Below are 16,608 nucleotides of genomic sequence, written 5' to 3'. Positions count from 1 at the left end.
TTACCTTCCCTCATCGATCAAACGCGCCGCCAGTCCCGAAAGCAGCTTCACCGCCTCTCCATAGGTCCTGGCCTTCTCCGGATTGGAGGCATTGCCGTCGAGCGCCCGCTTGTAGACGCCCTGGCAGATGGCCGCCAGGCGGAAGAAGGAGAAGGCGAGATAGAACACCCAATTGTCTATCCCGTCGATGCCGCGCCGCTGACAATATGTAACGATATATTCCTCCTCGGTCGGCAGGCCCAGCGCCTTGCGGTCGATCCCCGCCAGGCCGCGGAAGCCCGATTTGTGCGGCAGCCGCCACTGCATGCACTGATAGGCAATATCGGCATAAGGATGACCGAGCGTGGAGAGCTCCCAGTCCAGCACCGCGGCGACTTCAGCGCGATCAGCCGCGAAGATCATGTTGTCCAGGCGGTAGTCGCCATGCACCAGCGAGACGAGGCCGTCGTCGGCGACGAGGTGCTTCTCCAGCCATTCGATCAGCCGATCCATGTCCGGCAGCTTCTCGGTTTCGGAAGCCCGGTACTGGCTGGTCCAGCGCGAAAGCTGCCGCTCGAAATAGCTGCCGGGCTTGCCGAAATCCGACAGGCCGGCGGCTTCGACGTTGACGTCGTGGAGTGCGGCCAGAACCCGGTTCATGGCGTCGCTGACGGCGGCGCGCTCCTCGTTGGAGGCGAGTTCAGGCAGGGCCGGATCCCAGAAGATACGGCCGTCGACGAAGGCCATGACGTAGAACATGCGGCCGATCGGCGAATCCTCCGATGCCAGGTGCAGCATCTCGGGAACCGGCACCGCCGTTTTCCTCAATGCCGTCATGACGCGGAATTCACGATCGACCTGATGGGCCGATTTGAGGAGCTCGCCCGGCGGTTTCGCCCTCAGCACATAGCGGCCGCTGGCTGCTTCGAGCAGATAGGTCGGGTTGGATTGCCCCGAATTGAATTTCCGGATGGCTTTCAGGCCGCGAAAGCCCGGAACGTGCTCTTCCAGATAAGGAGCGAGTGCCGCCTCGTCGAGCGCGTTCGCATCCGTCATGCAGTCTCTTCCCTGGGTTCCAGAACGGCGAGGGTAAGCCAGCGGGCGCTGACGGCAGGTTTCTTCGAGCCTTCCACCTCGATCGTCACGTCATAGGCGATCTGCACCCAGCCGGACGGCCGCACATTGACGTCGGCGAGCTTGAAGCGGCCGCGCACCCGCGCGCCCGATTTCACCGGGGCGGCGAAACGTACGGTGTCGAAACCGTAATTGACGCCCATATTGGCGCCTTCCAGCGGCCGCACCGTTTCATAGGCGAGGGTGGAAAGCAGCGACAGGGTCAGGAAGCCGTGCGCGATGGTGCCGCCGAAGGGTGTCTCGGCGGCGCGGACGGGATCGACATGGATGTACTGATGATCGTCGGTCGCATCCGCGAACTTGTCTATCATCTCCTGCGTGACGACCCGCCACGGAGAGACACCGATTTCCTTGCCGACAGCGGCCAGCACCGTGTCGAGAGATACTGGCTCAAGTGCGCTTCCGTCCATCTTCGCCTACACCGTTTATTTGAAAAGTCTCATTCCGTGCTGCACCGACTGGCCGCCGTCCAGGGGCAGGATGGCCCCGGTCACGTAGCTTCCAGCCTTGCTGCACAGATACAGCGTTGCGCCCGCTATGTCATCCGGTGCGCCGATACGCCCGATGGGAACGCGATCGCCGACGGTCTGGGCCTGTTCCTCGGTGGCGGTCGCGAAGGCCGTCATCCGGCTCTGGAAGGGACCGGGCGCGAATGCGTTGACGGTAATCCGCCGGTCGGCGAGCTCGCCCGCCAGCGTGCGGGTGAGATGATGAACGGCCGCCTTCGAAGCGGTGTAGGAATAGGCGCCGTCCGCCATCGGCTGACTTCCCATCACCGAACCGAGATTGATGACCCGGGCCGGGTCATCGTCGCTCGCCGCCTTGTCCAGCAGCGGCAGCAGTTCCCGGGTGAGATGGAAGAGGCCGGTGACGTTGACGTTCAGCACCTTTGCCCAGGCATGGTAGGGGAAGGATTCCAGCTCGGCTCCCCACGAGACGCCGGCATTGTTGATCAGGACGTGCAGACGGTCCGTGCGCTTGACCACCTCGGCCACGAGGGCGGCAATCCCTTCCTCGGTGCTCACGTCGCCGGCGAAGCCCTCGGCCCTGCCGGGCGCTCCCAACGCGTTGAGTTCCTCGGCGGTTCGGGCGCAATCCTCGCCCTTGCGCGAGGCGATGAGCACATGCGCGCCGCCCTGCGCCAGGCCGGTGGCCGCCATGCGTCCGATGCCGGTCGCCGCGCCGGTCACCAGCGCAAGCTTGCCCTTCACCGAGAACAGTTCCTCCAGATAGCTCATCCTTCCTCCCTTCACGCCCGTCTCGAAGAAATCGAGATGCCGCGTTGACAACATACTGGGTAGTATGTTCATCATTTCGGCACGCGTAAAGGCCCGTGCGGAAAAACGCCGAACAGGCGCTGTCGGGAAGCGGAAAGGGAGGAAGCGTTCATTGTCGACGCTGGGCGTCCGCGAGCAGATGCTGGACAATTCGCGCGCTGACATTTTGAGCGCCGCGGCCCAATGCTTCATGGAACGCGGCTATTCGGCCACCTCGATCGATGACGTCGCCCGCAGCCTCGGCGCGACGAAGGGCCGGATCTATCACCATTTTCACTCGAAGGCCGATCTCTTTGCCGAAGTGTTCCGGTTCGGCATGGACATGAACTACGCCGCCCTCGAACCGCTGCTGGCCGTGCCGGGCCGCGCGGCGGTGAAATGGAAGAAGATGGCGTTCGCCCATGTTCTTCAGATGATCACGACGAAGCCGTTCCAGCGGGCCGTCTGGCTCGGCGTCGAGATGCATCTTCGTGGCGCGACCACGCCCGAGCAGCGCAGCGTGTTCAACGATCTGATCAATTATCGCACCGAGTACGGCAACATCTTTCGCGATGTCCTGCGCAAGGGCAGGGAAGAAGGCGATTTCGACTTCGAGAATCTGAGCATTGCCAATCAGCTCATGTTCATGACACTCAACTCGCCGATATTCTGGTACTCTGCGCGGACCGGCGAGACCAGGGCGGACCTGGAAGACGTTGTGCGGCAGGTTGTGACCTGCGCCTATCGAGGACTTGGCGGCAAGGAGGAAAACACGGCGTGAGCTCGAAGGAAAATTCGGAGATGAACCTGGGGATGACCGAGCGCGTGAAGCCGCTTCACGAGAAGGTCGCACGGATGGTGCGGGAAGAGATCGTGCCGCTGGACGAGGAATTCCTCGCCGAGATAGGCAAGAACGGCGACCGCTGGAGCTATACGCCGCGGCAGACCGAGATTCTCGAAGGCCTGAAGGCGAAGGCGCGCGAACGCGGCCTGTGGAACTTCTGGCTGACCGCATCCGACAAGGGTTACGGGCTCACCACGGTGGAATACGCCTATCTCGCCGAGGAGATGGGCAAGGCGCATCTGGGCGCCGAGACCTTCAACTGCTCCGCGCCGGATACCGGCAACATGGAGGTTCTGGAGCGCTACAGCGCGCCGGAGGACAAGGAACGCTGGCTGAAGCCGCTGCTCGACGGCAAGATCCGCTCCGCCTATCTGATGACCGAGCCTGACGTCGCCTCTTCCGACGCGACCAACATCTCGATGCGCTGCGAGCGCGACGGCGACCACTATGTGCTCAATGGCGAGAAATGGTGGGCATCGGGCACCGGCGATCCGCGCTGCGCCATCTACATCGTCATGGTGCGCACGCCCTCGAACGACCGGCCCAAGCACCGGCAGCATTCGATGATCCTCGTGCCCGCCGACACGCCCGGCATCACAAAGCTGCGCGCCATGACCATATACGGCCATGACGATGCGCCACACGGCCATCTTCACATCCGCATGGAGAACGTTCGCGTGCCGGCGCGCAATCTCCTGCTCGAGGAGGGAAGCGGCTTCGAGATCGCGCAGGGACGGCTCGGCCCGGGCCGCATTCACCATTGCATGCGCGCCATCGGCCAGGCCGAGGCTGCTCTGGAGATGATGTGCCGCAGGGCACTGCGCCGCGAGGCTTTCGGCAAGCCGCTGGCCGAGCTCGGCGCCAATTTCGACATCATCGCCGAGTGCCGCATGGAGATCGAAATGGCGCGGCTGCTGTGCCTGAAGGCAGCCTGGATGATGGACCAGGGTGACAAGAAGGCCGCCGCCCCCTGGATCAGCCAGATCAAGGTCGTCGCGCCGCGCATGGCGCTCAAGGTGACCGACGAGGCGGTGCAGCTCTTCGGCGCGCAGGGCATCAGCCAGGACACGTCGCTGGCGCGTGCCTGGACCAATCTGCGCACCCTTCGCTTCGCCGATGGTCCGGATGCCGTCCATCGCCGCCAGGTCGCCCGCGCCGAGCTGCGCAAATACACGCAGCAGCAGGTCTGACATGAAGGCAATCGTCGCCAGGGAGTTCGGGCCACTCGACAAGCTCGACTATGCCGACTGGCCCGAGCCGTCGGCCGAGGGTGGCGATGTCGTCATCGAGGCCGAGGTGATCGGCGTGAACTATCCGGATGGGCTGCTGGTCCAGGGGCTCTACCAGATGAAGCCGCCGGTGCCGTTCGTTCCCGGCATGGAGGTTGCCGGCCGGGTCGTTGCCGTGGGCGACAAGGTGACGAAGCTCAAGGTCGGCGATCGCGTCGCCTCGCTGTCTTCCCTCGGCGCCTATGCCGAGAAGGTCGCGGCGCCGGAAGCCTCCGTGATGAAGCTGCCGGACGCGATATCCGGCGAGGATGCGTGCGCGCTCCTCTGCGGCTACGGCACCTCGCACTATGCGCTGAAGCAACGCGGCCAATTGAAGGCGGACGAGACGCTCTGCGTGCTCGGCGCGTCGGGTGCGACCGGAGTCGCCGCCGTGCAGATCGGCAAGGCAATGGGCGCCAGGGTGATCGGCGTCGCCTCCAGCGAGGAGAAGCGCCGCATCGCCGCCGAGGCCGGCGCCGACGTCACGCTCGGCTACGACAACCTCAAGGACGCGCTCAAGGAAGCCACCGACGGCAAGGGCGTCGACGCCGCCTTCGATCCGGTCGGCGGCGAGGCCTTCGATGCGCTGTCGCGGTCGATGGGCTGGGGCGGACGGCTCCTGGTGATCGGCTTCGCCTCCGGCACCATCCCGAAGTTCCCGGTCAACCTGGCGCTGGTCAAGGGCTACAGCGTGGTCGGCGTGTTCTGGGGCGCGTTCACCCGCAACGAGCCCGAGGCCTATGCCGATAACATGAAGGAGCTCATCGGCTGGTATCTGGAAGACAAGGTGAAGCCGGTGATCGAGGGCGTCTACCCGCTCGCCGAAGCTTCCGCCGTCCTGACGCGCGTGCTCGGTCGCGGTGCGACCGGCAAGCTCATCCTCAAACCCTGAAAGTGCCGACGATGACCCTTCCAGCCGAGATGAACGCCCTTCTGCTCAAGAACGACGGCTACGCCTCGCAGCATTCAGGCACGGTGCTGGAAGCGATGGAGCCCTATGTCGAGCGCGGACGCATCGGCGTTCCGCAGCCCGGCGAGAGCCAGGTTCTCGTCAAGGTTCGGCTTGCCTCGATCAACCCGTCCGACGTGATGTTCATCAAGGGTCTTTACGGGCAGCCGCGCCGCCAGGGCCAGCCGGCCGGCTTCGAGGGTGTCGGCGAGGTGGTGACGGCCGGCTCGAGCGAGGCGGCGCAGAAGCTCGTCGGCAAGCGCGTCGCCTTTCCGACCGGCCTGAGCGGTTGGGGAAGCTGGGCGGAATACGCGGTCGCCGAGGCGGCCGCCTGCATACCCGTCATCGACAGCGTGCGCGACGAGGACGCGGCCGCTATGATCGTCAATCCGCTGACGGCGCTCGCCATGTTCGGCCTCGTCGAGGACGAGGGGGAGAAGGCCTTCATCCTGACCGCCGGCGCGAGCCAGCTCAGCAAGCTGATCATCGGCGTCGCGCGTGACGCGGGCTTCCGCCCGATCGTCATCGTTCGCCGCGACGAGCAGGTCGGCATGCTGGAGAAGCTCGGCGCGGCGCACGTGCTCAACGCCGACGCGCCGGGTTTCGAGGAAAAGCTCGGCGAGGTTCTGCGCGCCGAAAAGCCGAGGATATTCCTCGATGCGGTCACCGGCCCGCTCGCCGCGACGATCTTCGCCGCGATGCCCAAGCGCTCGCGCTGGATCGTCTATGGCAGGCTCGATCCGGCGGAGACGGTCATTCCCGAACCCGGCCAGCTCATCTTCATGCACAAAAGGATCGAAGGATTCTGGCTCACCGAGTGGCTGCGTACGGCGCCGGCAGAGCGCAGGATGCACGTCGTCATGGAAGCACAGAAGCGTTTCGCCGACGGCCGCTGGGCCACCGACGTGACGGCGGTGGTTCCGCTTTCCGAGGCCGTTTCGCGGGTACCGGGAGAACTCGCCAAGCTCAACGGAAAGGTATTCATCTCGCCCGACTAGCGCGGGCACGCGGCCTGAGGAGGAGGCCGCGGCGATAGACAAGAACGGCGCGGCAAAAACGCGCCGCATAGTGGAGGAGGAACGCGTCTTGGACGTATTGCAGCTGATCGTCAGCGGCCTTGCGAATGGCTGTGTCTACGGCCTGATCGCGATGGGCTTCGTGCTCATCTACAAGGCGACCGAGGCGGTGAATTTCGCGCAGGGCGATTTCATGATGCTCGGCGCATTCATCTGCCTGGGGCTGACCAATCCCGAATTCATGGGCCTGCCCTTCTGGATATCGGTGCCGATCGCCATCGCGATCATGGGAGCGTTCGGCTATGCGCTCGATCTCGTCGTCCTGCGCCGCATGTTCGGGCAGTCGCAGGTCGCCATCGTCATCCTTACCATCGCGCTCGGCTTCGTCCTGCGCTTCGTCGCCGGACTGATCTGGGGTCATCAGCCGATCTCGCTGCAATCGCCGATGGCCGGCCGCGACATCCGCCTGGGCGGGCTGGTGCTGGGGCTCGACGAAGTGGTGGTGATCCTCGTCACCGTCATCCTCACCGTGGTGCTCTATTTCTACTTCAACCGCACCAAGCTAGGCGTGGCGATGCAGGCCTCCTCGCAGAACCAGCTCGCGGCCTATTACATGGGCATCCCGGTCAAGCGGATCCATTCGCTGATCTGGGCGCTGGCCGGCATGGTGGCGGCGGTGGCCGGTATTCTCTTCGCCTCCAAGGGATCGATCGATCCTTCGATCGGCCTGCTGGGCATCAAGGCGTTCGCGGCCGCCGTGATCGGCGGCTTCGGCAGCCTGCCGGGCGCGTTGCTGGGCGGAGTGATCGTCGGGCTGATCGAGCCCTTCGCCTCGCGCTACATCGCCGCCGGCTACTCGCAGATCATGCCCTATCTGCTGCTCTTCCTGATCCTGGTTTTCCGACCGCACGGCATTCTTGCCCAGATCCATCAGAAGAAGGTGTGAGGAAGCGATGCGGACAGTCTTCAAGACCTCCTACGACGCCGACATCAACCTCTTCCGTCACAGGGTGCAGGCGGGATGGTACGTGCTGCTTCTCGTCGTGGCGCTGGCCCTGCCGTTCCTGCTGGGCACCTTCGCGATCGGCGAGATGACCAACCTGCTGATCTGGGCGATCGCCTGCATGGGGCTGATGGTGCTGGTCGGCCAGACCGGCCAGGCAAGCCTCGGCCACGCGGCCTTCCTCGCCGTCGGCTGCTACGCCAACGCGCTGCTGCAGCTCAATCTCGGCCTGCCATTCATCATCGCCTTCCCGCTCGCGGGGTTGATCGCGGGGGTAGCGGGCGCGCTGATCGCGATGCCGATGACGAAGCTGCACGGCATCTATCTGGCGATCGGCACGCTGGCGATCTCGATCCTGACCGACGATTTCATCGTGCTTGCCGAGCCGCTGACCAATGGCGTCAACGGGCTGATGCCGCCCTCGATCGAAATCTTCGGCGTGAGCTTCGACCGTTACGGTATGCCCGGCCGGCTCTACTATCTGGTGCTCGCGGTGGCGCTGGCGGTGATCTATCTCTACCGCAACATGCAGCGCACGCCGCTCGGGCGCTCGTTTGCGGCGGTGCGGGACAGCGAGGTTTCGGCGCAGGCGATGGGCGTCAACGTCGCTCGCACCAAGGCGACCGCCTTCGGCATCTCGGCGGGCATAACCGGGCTTGCCGGCGCGCTGATGGGGCATTTCGCCGGCATCTTCAACAACGAGACCTTCAACATCATCATCTCGATCCAGCTCCTGCTGGCGATCGTGATCGGAGGGCTCGGCTCCATCCACGGCGCATTCTTCGGCGCCGCCGTGGTGGCGCTGCTGCCGCAAGGCATCTCCATCACCCGCGACTTCCTCGGGCAGTTCGTCGGCGGCGGCTCGATCGCGATACCGGGGCTGGAATCGGCCGTGTTCGGCCTGATCCTGATCCTGTTCATCCTGTTCGAGCCGATGGGCATCTACGGGCGCTGGCTCAAGATACGCACCTATTTCGAGCTCTTCCCGTTCTATCGCCGCGACATGTTCCGCCGCCAGAAGAGCTATCTCAAGACGGAGCGCATGCGATGAGCCTCCTGGAGATCGACAATGTGACGCTTCGTTTCGGCGGCGTGGTCGCGGTCAACAAGGTGTCGTTCAACGTGGAGGAGGGCGAGGTATTCGCGCTCGTCGGGCCGAACGGCGCCGGCAAGTCGACCTTGTTCAACCTGATCTCGCGCATCTACGACCCTGCCGAGGGCGACATCCGCTTCGACGGCAGGTCCATTCTCGACAAGGCGCCGCACGAGATCGCCCGACTCGGGATCGCGCGTACCTTCCAGAACATCGAGCTGTTCGACCAGGCCACCGTGATGCAGAACCTGCTGGTCGGCCGGCACCGTCACCGCAAGGGCAACATGTGGTCCGAGCTCGCCTTCACGCCCTTCGTGCGCGCGCAGGAGCGGCGGCATCGCGAGGCGATCGAGAAGGTGATCGATTTCCTCGACCTGCAGGCCTATCGCGACAAGTACATCGCCGGCCTGCCCTATGGCGTGCGCAAGGTGGTCGAGATGGGCCGGGCGCTGGCGATAGAGCCGCGGCTTTTGCTGCTCGACGAGCCAGCTTCCGGCCTTTCGGTGGAAGAGACGCAGGATGTCGCCTACTGGATCGAGGACATCAAGAAACAGATGGGCATCACCGTGCTGATGGTCGAGCACGACATGCATCTCGTCTCGTCCGTCTCCGACCGCGTGCTGGCGCTTGCCGACGGCAAGATGCTGTCGCTCGGCACGCCGCACGAGGTGCAGAACGATCCGAAGGTGGTGGAGGCCTATATCGGCGTCGCCGACGAGAAGGAGGAGGTGCTGGCATGAGCGTCATCGACATGGCTTTGCGCGCGGCACCGGCCCAGCCCAGGGTCGTCCTGGCGGTCAGGAACCTGGAGAGCTACTACGGTCCGATCATGGCGATCCGGGGCGTCAGCCTGGAGGTGCGCGAGGGCCAGATCGTCAGTGTTCTGGGCGCAAACGGCGCCGGCAAGACGACGCTCCTGAAGACGATCTCCGGCGTCATGGATCCGGAAAAGGGGCAGATCCTCCATGGCGGGGAGAATATCGCCGGAGCCAATCCCGACAAGGTCGTACGTGCCGGCATCGTGCATGTGCCGGAAGGGCGCGAGGTCTTTCCGCTGCTTACGGTGGAGGAAAACCTCAAGATGGGCGCCTTCACCCGCTCCGACGCCGAGGGGATCAGGCGCGACGAGGAGATGGTCTTCTCCTATTTTCCGATCCTCGCCGAACGGCGGCGCCAGGCGGCGGGTACGCTTTCGGGCGGCCAGCAGCAGATGCTGGCGATCGGGCGGGGGCTGATGGCGAAGCCGAAGCTCATGCTGCTCGACGAGCCGAGCCTCGGCCTCTCGCCGCTGCTCGTGAAGGAAATCTTTCAGATCATCCGCCGGCTCAACCGCGAGCAGGGCGTGACGATGATGCTGGTCGAGCAGAACGCCAAGGTCGCGCTCGAGGTCGCCGACTACGGCTATGTGATGGAGCTCGGCCGCATCGTCATGGCCGACGCCGCGGATCGCCTGCTGCAGTCGAAGGACGTGCAGGAATTCTATCTCGGCGTGCAGGAGGAAATCCAGCGCGGCCAGAAGCGCTGGAAGCAGAAGAAGACATGGCGATGAGGGAGGGTATGGCAGTGAATCTTGCGCGCTCTCCGGCCCTTCGGGCCACGTCTCCCGTAAACGGGGGAGGATCCTCCGTCGAGTCCGTCCGCGACCTCCGATCCTCCCCTGCGAAGCGGGGGAGGGGGACCGCCGGAGGCGGTGGAGGGGGCGATGAACGTGCCGAGGTCCCCAAGGGGAGGAAACCGACATGACTCTCGTCGAAAAACTGCCGCCGCAGCAGACCGTGAAGGGGTTCAGCTTCAATCAGGACCTGGCGAAAGGGCCGTTCTATTTCGATGGCTGCGACACGCTCGTGAAGCTTTTCCGCCAGCGCTGCATGGAACTCGGCCCCAAGATCGCGCATCGCGAGAAGGATTACGGCATCTGGCTGTCCTATTCGTGGAGCGACTTCCACGACCATGCACGGCTGATCGGTCTCGGGCTCCTCTCGCTCGGACTGAAGCGCGGCGAAGTCGTCTCGATCCTCTCGGAAGACAAGAAGGAGTGGATCTATTGCGATCTCGGCATCCAGTCGGTGGGCGGCATATCGTCGGGCGTCTACACCACCGATTCGGCGAGCCAGCTCAGCTATCTGATCAACGATTCCGACAGCCGCTTCCTCTTCGTCGAGAATGACGAGCAGCTCGACAAGTACCTTTCTGTCAGGGACCGGATGCCGGGGCTTCTCAAGGTCGTCGTGTTCGATCGCGACGGACTGCACGACTTCTCCGACGAGAAGGTTATCTTCCTCGACGACCTTTACCGGCTCGGCCGTGAATTCCTGAAGGACAATCCCGATCGCTTCGACGAGGAGATCGCGAAGTCGCAGCCGGGCGACACGGCGATCCTGGTCTACACGTCGGGCACGACCGGGCCGCCGAAGGGCGCGATGATCACGCATGAGAACATCATCGCCTCGGTGATCGGCTCGGTGCTGACCTTGCCGGTGGAGGAGACGGACGAGCAGGTCTGCTTCCTGCCGCTCTGCCACATCCTGGAGCGCCTGATTTCGGTGTTCACCCCCATCGGCCTGAAATCGACCGTCAACTTCGCCGAAAGCCCGGAGACGGTCTTCGACAACGTGCGCGAGGTGAGCCCGCATGCTTTCACCGGTGTGCCGCGCGTCTGGGAGAAAATCTACAGCCGCGTCACCATCCTGGCGAACGAGGCGACGCCTCTCGGCAAATGGGCCTACCGCCAGGCGGTAAAGACGGGGATGGCGCGCGCGGAGGCGATCGAGAACGGCGATCCCGTTCCCCTGACGACGCGGCTCGCCTACGCCTTCTGGGATTTCATGGTGCTTTCCAACCTGCGCCGCATGCTCGGCTTCGACCGGCTTCGGCGCGGAACGACGGGCGCCGCGCCCATCTCACCCGACCTCTTGAAGTGGTATGCGGCGATCGGCATCACCGTGCTCGAAGGCTACGGCATGACGGAGAGTTCCGGCGTCATCTCGGTCAATCTGCTAGATCGCAGCAAGATAGGCAGCATCGGCCCCGTTGTCCCCGGCAGCGAGGCGCGTATCGCTCCCGATGGGGAAATCCAGTACAGGGGGCCGAACGTCTTCAAGGGCTACTGGCGCAAGCCGGAGAAGACCGCCGAGACCTTCACCGAGGACGGCTGGCTCAGGACCGGCGACGTGGGCCGGCTCGACAATGAAGGCTTCCTGTTCATCACCGGCCGGGTGAAGGACATCATCATCACCGCCGGCGGCAAGAACATCACGCCGGCCGAGATAGAGAACCGCCTGAAGTTCTCGCCCTACATCTCCGACGCGGTGGTCATCGGCGACAAGCGCAAGTTCCTGACCTGCCTTGTCATGATCGACCAGGAGAACGTCGAGAAGTTCGCGCAGGACGGGAAGGTCCCGTTCAACAATTTCAAATCGCTCTGCGCCGCGCAGGAGGTTCGCGACCTGATCGGCAGCGTCGTCGAGGACACGAACCGGGAGTTCGCCCGCGTCGAGCAGATAAAGGATTTCCGCTTGATCGATGTGCTTCTGACGGAGGAAGATGAAGAACTCACGGCCACGATGAAGTTGAAACGCAGCTTCGTTGAACAAAAACACAAGAAGCTGATCGACGAAATGTACGGTTAGACGGTCATGGGGCGAGTGAGGCAACCAGGAGGAGTGAAATGAAAAGCATGCTAGCAAAATCGATAGTGGCGTTGGGGCTTGCCGCGGGCATGACCTCCACCGCCTTCGCCACGCAGGGCGTCTCCGACACCGAGATCGTCATCGGCTCGAATGGCGACCTCTCCGGCATCTTCGCCGCGTTCAACGTCGGCGCCATCAAGGCCGCTCAGCAGATATTCGAGAAGGTCAACGCGGATGGCGGCATCCATGGCCGCAAGATCCGCTTCGTGGTGGAGGACCACGGCTACCAGGTGCCGAAGGCCGTGCAGAACTTCAACAAGCTGGTGAATTCGGATCAGGTCTTCGCGATGATCCTCAACCTCGGGACGCCTCACAACATCGCCGGCTTCCAGATCATGGAGCCGAAGCAGGTGGCCAACATCGCGCCGCTGACGGCCGCACGGCAGATGCTCGAGGGCGACATCAGCTACAAATACACCGGCTTCTCGTCCTATTACGACCAGGTGCGTGCCGGCGTGCGGATGCTGAAGGAGCAGAACGACGCCAAGGAAATCTGCGCCATGTACATCCCGTCGGATTTCGGCCTCGAGGTTTTCGAGGCGGCGCGGGACGAGGCGCAGGCACAGGGCATCAACTATGTCTCCGAAACGACCCACAAGCCGGACGAGCAGGATTTCGTCGGCTCGATCCAGAAGCTGCGCGACGCCGGCTGCGATATCGTGGCGACCGGCCTCGGCGTTCGCCAGACCATCGTCGCCTACGGGACGGCGAAGAAACTCGGCTGGACGGATGTCGCCTTCATCGGCTCGTCGGCGGGCTTCAACACGGCCGTCGCCAAGGTGCCGGAGGGCGTGACCGAAGGGTATTACGCAGCCGCCGGCTGGTCGGATCACGAGGCGCGCATGGACAATCCGGAAGTGAAGGCGTGGGCGGAAGCATATGCCGCCGCCGCCGGCACGCCCGCCGACACGGCAGCGCTTCTCGGCCATGGCGCGGCCGACACGCTGGTCAAGGCGCTCGAGGCTGCCGGTCCCGAGCTCACGGCCGAGAGCTTCCGGACAGCGATGGAAAGCCTCGAATACGAGGACGTGATCGCGGGCAACGTTCCGGTTAAATACGGCCCCGACGATCATCAGGGTGGCGACCTCATCATCATCTCGAAGATCGAGGGCGGCAAGTGGGTCGAGGTCGGCCGCGTCGACCCGACCAAGTCGCAGTAGAAGCCTCATCCAGAAAGAGGAAAGCGCCGCGCGAGAGGTCTCGCGCGGCGCTTTTCATTGCACGTTCGATGCGAATCTACTCGCCGGGCTCGAGCTTGGGCGACATCGCTTCCTCGAGTTCCCGGTGAAGCCGCTTCTCCTCCTCGACGGTCGGCGTCACGAACCTGCCGATCAGCAGATAGGCGACGGGCGTGAGATAGAGCGTGGAGATGGTGGATAGGCCGAGGCCGCCGACGATGACCCAGCCGAGCGCGATGCGCGCCTCGGCACCTGCGCCGCTGGCGAGCACCAACGGCACGCCACCTACGACGGTACAGATCATGGTCATCATCACCGGCCGCAGGCGTATGTTGGATGCCTCCTCGATCGCCTCGCGCACGCCGAGGCCGCGGTCGCGGAGCTGGTTGGCGAACTCGACGATGAGGATGCCGTTCTTCGCCATGATGCCGACGAGCAGGACGAGGCCGATCTGGCTGTAGACGTTGAGGCTCGTGCCGGTGAGAAGCAGCGCGAAGACCGCGCAGGCGAGACCGAGCGGCACGGTCGACATGATGATGAAGGCGCTGACGAAGCTCTCGAACTGCGCCGCGAGCACGAGCAGGATGATCACCACCGCGAAGCCGAAGATGATGGCCATGCCGCCGGAGGTCTCGCCCAGCGTCGCGGCCTCCGCCAGAGGCACGATGCGGCTGCCCGGCGGAAGAAGAGGCCCGGCGATCTCCTGGGCGCGCTCCAGCGCCGAACCGAGCGCGAAATCGTCCGCCAGGGCCGAGGTGATGGCGACCGAGCGCATCTGCTCCTCGCGGGCGAGCGAAGGCGCGACGGCGTTTTCGCGGATCGTTGCGATCGTCGACATCGGCACGAAGCGACCGTCCTGCGTCTTGAGGTAGATGCTTTCGAGGTCCGTCGGGTCGTTGATCGGATTGGTGGTGGAGACGAGCTTCACGTCGTAGGAGCGGTCGTCGATGAAGACCGAGCCGATTTCGCGCCCGTCGAGCATCGCCTGGATCGTGTCCGAAAGGCCGGTGATCGGGATGCCGAGGTCGGATGCCCGGTCGCGGTTGATCTCGACGGAAAGCTGCGGCTGGGTCAGTTCGGTCGAAAGACGCGCCTGGCGGAAGCGCGGATCCGTCTCCATTTCGCCGACGATCGCCTGCGCTGCCGTGTTGAGCTGCGCGTAGCTGTTGCCCACGATGGCGAATTGCAGGCCGCTGCCGGCGCCGCGGATGCCAAGGCTGTTGGGCTGGAAGGCGAAGGCGCGCACGCCCGGCACGTCCTGGACGCGCGAGATGATGTCGTTGAGGATTTCCTGCTGCGTGCGGCTGCGCTGATCCCACGGTGCGAGCGACATCACCATGAAACCGCTGTTCTGGGAATTGCCCTGGCCGGCGATCGAGAAGGTGCTGGCGATCTCGCCGGAATCCCGCAACGGCTGGATCAAGCGTTCTATCTGGTTCATCTGTTGCGCCAGATAGTCGAGACTCACGCCTTGCGGGGCCGATATGCGGATGAAGGCGGAGGAACGGTCCTCCGACGGCGTCAGCTCGGATCGTATCGTCGGGAACAAAACCGCTGCCAGCGCGGCGAAAAGTGCCGCGACCACCACGACGACGAAGGGCGCGCCGAGACAGGCATGCAGCGTGCGGCGGTAGAAGGCTCCGAGATATCCTCCGACGCGGCCGGCGACGCCCGGCGTCTCCTCGAGATTGTGCCCACCCTTGAGCATGCGCGAGGCCAGCATCGGACAGAGCGAAAGCGCGACGATCGAGGACAGGAACACCGCGATCGCGAGCACGAAGCCGAACTCGCGGAAGAGGCGGCCGGTCTGGCCCGGCAGGAAGGAGAGCGGCACGAACACGGCGATCAGCGTGGCGGTCGTCGCCACGACGGCGAAGAACACCTCCTTGGTTCCGAGAACCGCGGCCGCGCGCGGCCCCATCCCCTGGTTGCGCCTGCGCACGATGTTTTCCAGCACCACGATCGCGTCGTCGACGACGAGGCCCGTGGCCAGAACCAGCGCCAGCAAGGTCAGGATGTTGATCGAGAAGCCGGCGAGATAGATCGCCGCCATGCTGCCGATGAGAGCGACGGGGATCGCGAGGCCGGGGATCAGGGTCGCCCGGAAATCCCACAGGAACAGATAGATGATCAGAAGCACGACGGTGACCGCGAGGCCGAGCGCGATCTCGACCTCGTGGATGGCGCCCTGGATGAAGACGGCGTCGTCGCTGGTGACGAATATGTCCATGCCCTCGGGAAGCGTCGGCCTGACCCGTTCGACCGCCTCCTTGACGCCTTCGGAAATCTCCAGCGTGTTGGAATTGGCCTGGCGCACGATGCCCATGCCGATGCCGATCTTGCCGTTGGCGCGAAGCTGGGATTCGCCGATGTCCCCGCCCAGCGTCACCCTGGCGACATCGCCCAGCCGCGTCGTGCTGTTGATCAGTATGGCCTCGAAATCCTCCGGCGTGACCACGGGCGCGGTGGCACGGACGATGAGATCCTGGGTGTTGCTGGTCAGTGAGCCGGCGGGTGTGTCGAAGGCCATCGAGTCGAGCGCGCTACGCACGTCGGCGACGGTGAGGCCCAGGCTCGCGAGCATGGACTGGTTGATGTCGATGCGGAAGATCTTGTCGCGGTCGCCGAAAAGCTGCACGTCGGCGACGCCGGGAATGGAGGCGAAGCTGTCGACGATCTGGTCCTCCACCAGAACCGTCATGTCGTGCACGGACATGGTGTCGGAGGTGATCGCCAGGCGTACGATGGCTTGCGCGTTCGCGTCGGCCTTGACGATGCGGGGCGGGTCGGCGTCGTCGGGAAGCTGGTTCTGCACGCGGGCGACCGCGTCGCGCATGTCGGAAGCCGCCGTGTCGAGGTCGACGCCGTCGTCGAACTCCACGGTGACCTGGCTGCGCCCGAAGGACGAGCTCGACGAGATCGACTTCACGCCCGAAACGCGCGCGACCGCGCTTTCGACGATGGCGGTGAGTTCCCGATCTATCGATTCCGCGGATGCGCCGGTAAATGTCGTCGTCACCGTGATCACCGGGCGATCGACATCGGGCAGTTCGCGGATTTCGATGCCGAAGAAGGCGGCGAGGCCGGCAACCGCGATGAGCGTGTTGATGACGAAGGCCAGCACCGGCCGACGCACGAAAAGCGCCGTGATGCCGTTTTCTGTCGATGATGGGACGTTCTCGCTCACAGCCTGCCTCTG

The 16,608-nt window shown here is 64.3% G+C and carries 14 protein-coding genes; 10 read left to right on the top strand and 4 right to left on the bottom strand.

The features are described 5' to 3' along the window. The 3 genes from XW59_RS14005 to XW59_RS13995 are packed head-to-tail and all read right to left on the bottom strand — an operon-like array spanning window position 1 to window position 2,351. Entirely contained in the window at window positions 1-1,035 is a 1,035-nt protein-coding gene (locus XW59_RS14005; protein ID WP_137327026.1) for a phosphotransferase, read from the bottom strand. Continuing rightward, on the bottom strand, window positions 1,032-1,523 hold the full coding sequence (locus tag XW59_RS14000) for a MaoC family dehydratase (RefSeq protein WP_047145933.1): 492 nt from the start codon (window positions 1,521-1,523) through the stop codon (window positions 1,032-1,034). The genes XW59_RS14005 and XW59_RS14000 overlap by 4 nt, the downstream gene beginning before the upstream one ends. Before the next feature lie 15 nt (window positions 1,524-1,538). After that, on the bottom strand, window positions 1,539-2,351 hold the full coding sequence (locus XW59_RS13995; RefSeq protein ID WP_047146064.1) for an SDR family oxidoreductase: 813 nt from the start codon (window positions 2,349-2,351) through the stop codon (window positions 1,539-1,541). 151 nt (window positions 2,352-2,502) lie between these two features. Here XW59_RS13995 and XW59_RS13990 point away from each other — a divergent pair, with 151 nt between their 5' ends. The 10 genes from XW59_RS13990 (at window position 2,503) to XW59_RS13945 (ending at window position 13,391) form a co-directional block, all read left to right on the top strand. Then, complete coding sequence (locus XW59_RS13990; RefSeq protein WP_052958167.1) at window positions 2,503-3,150, top strand: TetR/AcrR family transcriptional regulator; 648 nt, start codon at window positions 2,503-2,505, stop codon at window positions 3,148-3,150. Between the two features lie 20 nt (window positions 3,151-3,170). After that, window positions 3,171-4,403, top strand: a complete 1,233-nt coding sequence (locus tag XW59_RS13985; RefSeq protein WP_047146062.1) for an acyl-CoA dehydrogenase family protein — start codon at window positions 3,171-3,173, stop codon at window positions 4,401-4,403. A gap of 1 nt (window position 4,404) precedes the next feature. After that, window positions 4,405-5,373 carry an NADPH:quinone oxidoreductase family protein gene (locus XW59_RS13980; RefSeq protein WP_047145932.1) on the top strand — a complete coding sequence of 323 codons (969 nt, stop codon included), beginning with the start codon at window positions 4,405-4,407 and terminating at the stop codon, window positions 5,371-5,373. A gap of 11 nt (window positions 5,374-5,384) precedes the next feature. Next, window positions 5,385-6,428: a zinc-binding dehydrogenase gene (locus tag XW59_RS13975; RefSeq protein WP_047145931.1), complete on the top strand. Its 1,044-nt coding sequence runs from the start codon at window positions 5,385-5,387 to the stop codon at window positions 6,426-6,428. An 88-nt stretch (window positions 6,429-6,516) separates the two neighbouring features. Further along, on the top strand, window positions 6,517-7,392 hold the full coding sequence (locus tag XW59_RS13970) for a branched-chain amino acid ABC transporter permease (RefSeq protein WP_047146061.1): 876 nt from the start codon (window positions 6,517-6,519) through the stop codon (window positions 7,390-7,392). Between the two features lie 7 nt (window positions 7,393-7,399). Then, a complete protein-coding gene (locus tag XW59_RS13965) occupies window positions 7,400-8,500 on the top strand; it encodes a branched-chain amino acid ABC transporter permease (protein ID WP_047145930.1) in 1,101 nt (366 codons plus the stop codon). After that, a complete protein-coding gene (locus XW59_RS13960) occupies window positions 8,497-9,282 on the top strand; it encodes an ABC transporter ATP-binding protein (protein ID WP_047145929.1) in 786 nt (261 codons plus the stop codon). Before XW59_RS13965 ends, XW59_RS13960 begins: the two co-directional genes overlap by 4 nt. Then, a complete protein-coding gene (locus tag XW59_RS13955) occupies window positions 9,279-10,091 on the top strand; it encodes an ABC transporter ATP-binding protein (protein ID WP_082137593.1) in 813 nt (270 codons plus the stop codon). The genes XW59_RS13960 and XW59_RS13955 overlap by 4 nt, the downstream gene beginning before the upstream one ends. Window positions 10,092-10,281: 190 nt before the next feature. After that, on the top strand, window positions 10,282-12,171 hold the full coding sequence (locus tag XW59_RS13950; RefSeq protein WP_047145928.1) for a long-chain fatty acid--CoA ligase: 1,890 nt from the start codon (window positions 10,282-10,284) through the stop codon (window positions 12,169-12,171). A gap of 38 nt (window positions 12,172-12,209) precedes the next feature. Next, on the top strand, window positions 12,210-13,391 hold the full coding sequence (locus XW59_RS13945) for an ABC transporter substrate-binding protein (RefSeq protein WP_047145927.1): 1,182 nt from the start codon (window positions 12,210-12,212) through the stop codon (window positions 13,389-13,391). 76 nt (window positions 13,392-13,467) lie between these two features. On the opposite strand, the gene XW59_RS13940 is transcribed toward XW59_RS13945, so the two are convergent. Further along, window positions 13,468-16,596, bottom strand: a complete 3,129-nt coding sequence (locus tag XW59_RS13940; protein WP_047145926.1) for an efflux RND transporter permease subunit — start codon at window positions 16,594-16,596, stop codon at window positions 13,468-13,470. Window positions 16,597-16,608 lie beyond the last annotated feature (12 nt).

This window comes from Aquamicrobium sp. LC103, from assembly GCF_001014615.2.
GTDB lineage: Bacteria > Pseudomonadota > Alphaproteobacteria > Rhizobiales > Rhizobiaceae > LBCQ02.
This window is presented reverse-complemented; position numbering and strand designations above follow the sequence as displayed.

Excerpts from the sequence above, each read along its gene's own strand:
- XW59_RS14005 (WP_137327026.1), bottom strand. The coding sequence starts at position 1,035 with ATGACGGATGCGAACGCGCTCGACGAGGCGGCACTCGCTCCTTATCTG.
- XW59_RS14000 (WP_047145933.1), bottom strand. The coding sequence starts at position 1,523 with ATGGACGGAAGCGCACTTGAGCCAGTATCTCTCGACACGGTGCTGGCC.
- XW59_RS13995 (WP_047146064.1), bottom strand. The coding sequence starts at position 2,351 with ATGAGCTATCTGGAGGAACTGTTCTCGGTGAAGGGCAAGCTTGCGCTG.
- XW59_RS13985 (WP_047146062.1), top strand. The coding sequence starts at position 3,171 with ATGAACCTGGGGATGACCGAGCGCGTGAAGCCGCTTCACGAGAAGGTC.
- XW59_RS13980 (WP_047145932.1), top strand. The coding sequence starts at position 4,405 with ATGAAGGCAATCGTCGCCAGGGAGTTCGGGCCACTCGACAAGCTCGAC.
- XW59_RS13975 (WP_047145931.1), top strand. The coding sequence starts at position 5,385 with ATGACCCTTCCAGCCGAGATGAACGCCCTTCTGCTCAAGAACGACGGC.
- XW59_RS13965 (WP_047145930.1), top strand. The coding sequence starts at position 7,400 with ATGCGGACAGTCTTCAAGACCTCCTACGACGCCGACATCAACCTCTTC.
- XW59_RS13960 (WP_047145929.1), top strand. The coding sequence starts at position 8,497 with ATGAGCCTCCTGGAGATCGACAATGTGACGCTTCGTTTCGGCGGCGTG.
- XW59_RS13955 (WP_082137593.1), top strand. The coding sequence starts at position 9,279 with ATGAGCGTCATCGACATGGCTTTGCGCGCGGCACCGGCCCAGCCCAGG.
- XW59_RS13950 (WP_047145928.1), top strand. The coding sequence starts at position 10,282 with ATGACTCTCGTCGAAAAACTGCCGCCGCAGCAGACCGTGAAGGGGTTC.
- XW59_RS13945 (WP_047145927.1), top strand. The coding sequence starts at position 12,210 with ATGAAAAGCATGCTAGCAAAATCGATAGTGGCGTTGGGGCTTGCCGCG.